General features: G+C 44.6%; 4 protein-coding genes and 1 pseudogene. All 5 read left to right on the top strand.

The annotated features are described in order from the left end of the window. A pseudogene (locus tag ACMUOV_RS08840) lies at positions 1–144 on the top strand (Zn-dependent protease); the annotation flags it as partial. A gap of 44 nt (positions 145–188) precedes the next feature. After that, positions 189–821 carry a protein phosphatase 2C domain-containing protein gene (locus ACMUOV_RS08845; RefSeq protein ID WP_413854794.1) on the top strand — a complete coding sequence of 211 codons (633 nt, stop codon included), beginning with the start codon at positions 189–191 and terminating at the stop codon, positions 819–821. Between the two features lie 149 nt (positions 822–970). Next, on the top strand, positions 971–2,836 hold the full coding sequence (locus ACMUOV_RS08850; protein ID WP_413854795.1) for a RelA/SpoT family protein: 1,866 nt from the start codon (positions 971–973) through the stop codon (positions 2,834–2,836). A gap of 17 nt (positions 2,837–2,853) precedes the next feature. Then, a complete protein-coding gene (locus ACMUOV_RS08855; RefSeq protein WP_413854796.1) occupies positions 2,854–4,146 on the top strand; it encodes an RsiV family protein in 1,293 nt (430 codons plus the stop codon). Between the two features lie 200 nt (positions 4,147–4,346). Next, the gene (locus ACMUOV_RS08860) at positions 4,347–6,110 is read left to right on the top strand and encodes a hypothetical protein (protein WP_413854797.1); all 1,764 of its coding nucleotides are present in this window, start codon (positions 4,347–4,349) and stop codon (positions 6,108–6,110) included. The last annotated feature ends 55 nt before the right edge of the window (positions 6,111–6,165 follow it).

Below are 6,165 nucleotides of genomic sequence, written 5' to 3' on the forward strand. Positions count from 1 at the left end.
GGACATTCCTTTGGTTTGAACCATTGCGGCAATCAACAATGTTTCATGGTGGATGCCGAACATGGCAACAAGTTCTCTCAAACGCCATCCTTCTGTAACAAGTGCAAGAAATTCTTGAATAACAAGGGGTGGAACATCAAATAATATCGAGTATGAAGTATATTCAGTTTACAGAGAAAGGGCCTCGGATGAACAACGAGGACAGTCTCAATATCGTCAAAATTGCAGACAAGCGAACCTTGTTCGTGGTCTGTGACGGTATGGGTGGCCACTCCTGCGGTGAAGTTGCCAGCCAAACAGTCTGTGATGCTTTTTCGGAGTACTGGCAGCAGTATTCCGAAGAATTGGATTCTGAGCAGAAAGTGTTGGATGCAGCAAAGCTCGCAAGTGAGACACTGGACGAGAAATCTGGTTATTACCAGATGGGAACAACCCTCGTCATGTGCAGTATCGAAGGGAAGAAAGCAACCATTGCCCATGCTGGTGACAGTCGCTGCTATGTCATCGACATCAAAGGCAATGTCAAGTATCGTACCATTGACCATATCGAATCCAGTTCCATCAGTCTGCCCTATATCAACAGGGCATTCTTTACCCGTCATCCTGAAGATGCCGTACCTGACGTGAAGGTCGTAGAACTTCAGTCATTAGACCGTATCTTGCTCTGCACGGACGGATTGTATAATGCTATCGATGACGAGACATTGCTCCACACCTTGCAATGCGCCAAAGACGTGGAGCAGGTAGCGGAGAAATACCGTGCCATCTGCGAAGAGAAGGCAGGTGATAACTATACAGCCATTATTATTGAGATGGAATAGCGGAGTCCTGTCATACCATAGAAGTAGTTGCCTCTCAATAGTATTTGGGAGGCTTTTTTCATTTTTTGCTGATAGAAAACGGTTACTTTGGGCACTCTGTAAATATAAACAAATAGAGCTTAAGGTTTAATGTATAAAGATGTAAGGTTATGATTCAAAATTACGACATGATGATTCAGGAGAAGGTACAGGTTGTCTTCACAGAGATGGAAAAGAGAGTATCTGCAGAGGATATGGTAAGAATCCGTGCTGCCTTTGAACTGGCACGTGAAGCCCATGCCATGCAGAAGCGCAAGACTGGCGAACCATATATCATCCATCCCATTGCTGTGGCTACCATTGTGGCCATGGAGTTGAAGCTGGGTGCCAATCCCGTTATCGCCGCTTTCCTGCATGATGTGGTGGAGGACACTGATTACACCATTGATGACATCCGCCAGCGTTTTGGCGATGATGTGGCCTTCCTGGTCAGTGTCGTTACGAAGAAGAGTACGGGCAACTATGAAATTTCCAAGCAGGTGGACAACTACAAGCAGATGCTCAATTCCATCCACTATGATATCCGTGCCCTGCTGGTGAAGCTTGCAGACCGTCTGCACAATATGCGCACACTAAGCAGTATGCGTCCAGACAAGCAGATGAAGATTGCAGGAGAGACGGATTTCTTCTATGCTCCCCTGGCCAACCGTCTCGGTCTGTACAACGTGAAGATTGAGTTGGAGAACCTGAGTTTCCAATACCGCTGTCCTCAGGAATATGCGCTGATAGCAGGACTCATCCAGAAGGACAAGGAAAGTCTTCATGAAAAACTATCCGCTTTTACCGAGAAGATCCGTGAAGTACTGACTATGGATGGTATCGATGCACAGATTAAGATTGTCTTCAATGCTCCTTATAGCATTTGGCGCAAGATGCGTAGGACAGGTGATGATTTTAGCCACATTCCGTTCCGGCATGTCGTGGATGTCGTCTTCTCATGTCCAAAGGAAGAACAGGAGAAGGATATGGCGCTGCGTATTTACTCACGTCTCTCCAGCGTCTTCAGTGAGAGACCTTGTGGCATCATCAACTACATCGACTCCCCAAAGGAAAACGGCTATCAGTCGTTTCATGTGCAGCTGCTCAGCAGCTATGGTTGTTGGGAAGAAGTGCATATCAGCAGTGAACGGATGTCCCGTGCCTCCCAACTCGGAGTCGTGGCTGAACGGAGCGAGGACAATGTGCGCCGTTGGATTGACAAGTTCCGCATGGTGCTGAGGGACATGGAGTTCCATCAGAAGGAAGGTGACTTCATTGAGAATGTGGTCACGACGTTCTATAATGATGACATCATGGTATTCACGCCAAATGGCAAGTCCGTCAATCTGCCTAAACGTGCCACGGCCCTGGACTTTGCCTTTGAGATTCATAGCGAAATCGGAAAGCATGCCCATGTAGCCATGATCAATGGACAGCTGGCATCCATCAAGACCGTCCTGCATCGCGGCGACATCGTAAAGATCATCACGAATGAGGACATCTTGCCAAATCCTGACTGGATGAAACACGTACTCACCTACAAGGCAAAGGGCTTTTTGAAGAGGTACTTCGAGAAGCAGGAGGAAAACGACTACCATTACTGCCCGAACTGTCAACCTATTCCGGGAGAGGAAGTCATCGGCTTCAAGGAGAAAGACGGGAGCGTCACCGTCCACAAGCGTAACTGCTCCATCGCTGTCAGCCTAGCATCTAGGCAGGGTGATTCCATCGTGTCCGTGGACTATGCCGAAAAGCCAGATATGCTCTATCCTGTCAGTATTCATATTCTTGCCATTGACCGTTTCCATCTCTTGTTTGACATCATCAACTGCATCACCAACGAGCTGCAGCTCTCGATGGACTCAATCAGTACGAGTACTACAGACTGCATCGTGAATTGCACCATTAACTTCAAGGTGCATTCCTTTGTTGAATTGCAGACCATCATCAATCATATGTCGGCTATAGACGGAGTAGAGGAAGTCAAAAGAATCTAATCAGGAAGGAAAGAATAATGAGAATAATGAGATTATTAACATTGCTTGGGATGCTGTTGATGCTGGTTGGCATCATGTGCCTAGACTTGGCTTCTTGCAAGGGAAACAATCATACGGAGATAGTATTTAACGATTCGTTGGACTATGACACATGCCTAACTGAAGAACAGGATGACATTGAGGAGTACATGGACAGCATCGTGTACAATTATGAACCTCCTGCCATTCCGTATTTTGTCAAGAATATGCTGGTCAATGCCAATTGGTGGGCAGACACGCTCTGTGTGGTAGGTAATAAGGCCTATTATACGGCTTATGAGGACTATGGCAGATTGTTTGTGCTATACAATGAGGACAAGATACTTGTGGCGGATCCAACGCTTAAGGTTTACCCGTACGATGCTGGTGGTGACAACAAGTTCTATGTGAGTATTGTTGGCAAGAACCAGTTGGTTGACTTGTCTGATGACAACAGCAAACGGGCCTTGAATCGACTGACGCGAAAGTTGCCTAATGTCATCCGGTTTAGGCATGACACCATAGCTGGATTTGGAAAAAGAGTTTTCTATAGTATTGCGGTGGATTTTCCAAAGCCATCTACGATGCATGCAGATGTTATTAGTCGTTGGCTTGTAGATAAAATAGCCGATTCACAATCACATGACGAGAAAGTCCCAGCTATCAATGCCTTCTATATTGGCTATACTGCACGGTCGGATGGTGGCTGGACATTTGCAGGAGATGTCCATGATTTCAAGAAGATAGCTCGATGTGCTGCCGAAGCCTATTTTACCATCGTGAAGGGAGAGTGGGGTACGGAATATGAGGATTATCCTGCCCATTTGTTCTCGACTTTGAATTTGCGTGCTAGAACGTTCAACATGAATTATGTAACCTATCAGTCTTTTACCTATGATTATAACGGTGGTGCCCATGGATTCTATACGAAGAACCTAATCTCATTTAATCATGTCCATAAGCGTGAAATCGACTTTGACTATTTGTTCAAGCCCAATTCAGAGAAGGAAGTATTGGATCTTCTGCTGAAGGAAGCAAAGAAGACCGAGGAATACCAGGCATGGCAACCCAATATACTGGAGGTTGTCACCAATAGAGATGAAGATGGTAATCCGACAGGTAGCTATACCTTCCCGCAACCTGGTCTCTCAGATGAAGGAATCGTCTTTTCATTCCAGCCCTATGCCATCAGCTGTTATGCCGCAGGTACCTTTCACTTCACGATACCTTATGGAAAAATCAAGCACTGCCTGACGGCAACAGGAAAATGGTGCTTGGGACTGGACGAGTAGTGCTTCAATATATCTATCAAAAAGGATATAGCCTTTTATAATGAAGAAAGAATAAAAGGAAAATCAACTGTCATCATACTATCGCATGAACAGAATTGACGAAGTGATAGAAAAGCATTAAAAAATTTCATCGAAATATAAGTAGATAATAAACAATAGGTATATAATTGTTACACACAACACATAATCATTAGAATATCATGAAGAAAAAATTTTTTGCACTTGCAACAGTGCTGATGACAGTAGTACTATTATTGAGTTGTACTGATAGTCTGTTCATCAATGAGGCCTTGAGTAATACTTCGGAAATGTCATCTTCCGATGAAGTGAATGCGTTGATCGAGAAAGCTCGATGGGGCGATGGGAAGGCATTTCTACAACTCGCCGACTGTTACCGTGATGGCAAAGGCGTTAAAAAGGATTTTACGGTCATGTTGACCATGGCTGCCCAAGCTGAAGAATTTTGTGGTATTACTTGTATGGAAGATTACATGACGTCATTGCCAGAAAGAAGCGATTTCAGGCTCATCTATGAATCTGTTGAAAAATGCACTAAAGGGGAGTGGGATGAAGCCAACTCCATGATAGACCAGCTCATGTCCAATGGAAATATTGACGGACATGTAGTAAAAGGTATTTTCGAGGTATTGCGTGGCGATACCCTGGAAGGATTCCGTCTGATGAAACAGGCGGCTCAGGCCGGTAGTTCATTTGGCGAACTGATGCTGTTCGCCCTCGATAATCGCAAGGCCAATCATCCAGACACGGAGAAACTTTCTGAGAAATCGGAGAAGATTCCCTTCTTCAATAGTATCCTTGCTGAGATCTATGCGGGATTTAAGGGAGACAGCCTTAAGAATGAGTCCCTTGCCGCATATTATTTCATGAAAGCCGACGAGAAGGCATATCTGGGTAGAAGAGGAGCATCCTGGCTGCTCAGATATAATCAGAAGTGCAATCTTCATCTTTCAGAGCAAGATATTCAGCGATTAAGAATTCTTGCTGGAATAGATGGCATGGAAGAAGATCAATTGATATGCAAGGACGAGGAATTGGAGGCATCTGTAAGTCAGTTGTTGCAAGAAAAAATGAAAGAATATCAATGTTCAAAAGGAACTGTTTATGTTGTCGAGACTGCAACAGGAGCCATCAAGGCACAAGCATCTCTGGCTAACAACAGAAGCCAATTCGTTCCCTACGAAGACACATTCAATGATGAGCAGCGAGTGTTGATGAAAGGCCCCGCCTATCTGGCGATGTTGTCTACTGGAAAAATATCCCCAGATCAAATCATCGATACAGGAAGTGGCATCTATAAGGATGTAAGAGACTCCAACTGGCAGCGTGGAGGCTATGGACAACTTACGTTTGAAAAGGCATTAGGCTTTAACTCTCTGGTTGCATTTGCCATAGCCAAGGATTTCATTATTGGTAATGATGTGGCACGATTCGAAAAGCAGATTTCCGGATATCTCTCTGATATGCCCAATGATGCAATGGGATTGCTAACGTTTTACAATGCCGTAGCCAATGGAGGATGCATGGTGAAGCTCAAGACAGAAGGGGATGATGTTAGCGTTCTCAATGAGCAAATTGAAGAAAAGGAACATATTATCTCATTGCAAAAAGCCCTGCATCGTGCTGTGTCAAAAGGACTTTTCCGAAAGGCTGGCAGAAACTATACCACTGTTGCTGCTTGTGGCCGTTCATTCAAAACGGAAGAGGATCATTATCGTATGGAATTATGCGGTTACTTTCCTGCTGACCATCCACTCTATACCATGATGGTTATTCTGGAGAAGGATGATTATCCTGCAAGTGTGAATGGTATGTGTGGTCCAATTATGGCAAATACAATCGACTTGCTGGTTACATCATACGACTTGAAGCCTTTGTTGGTCTGTCAAGATGATGAATTTGAAGAAGAAGTGGTTGATAGTGCTGTTGTTGGATTAGCATTTTAATTATGCTCAGGAAGAGATACGTCATAGAGTGTATCAATCACTTGCTCAAAGACAA

It is taken from the genome of Candidatus Ruminimicrobium bovinum (genome assembly GCF_902760015.1).
GTDB lineage: Bacteria > Elusimicrobiota > Endomicrobiia > Endomicrobiales > Endomicrobiaceae > Ruminimicrobium > Ruminimicrobium bovinum.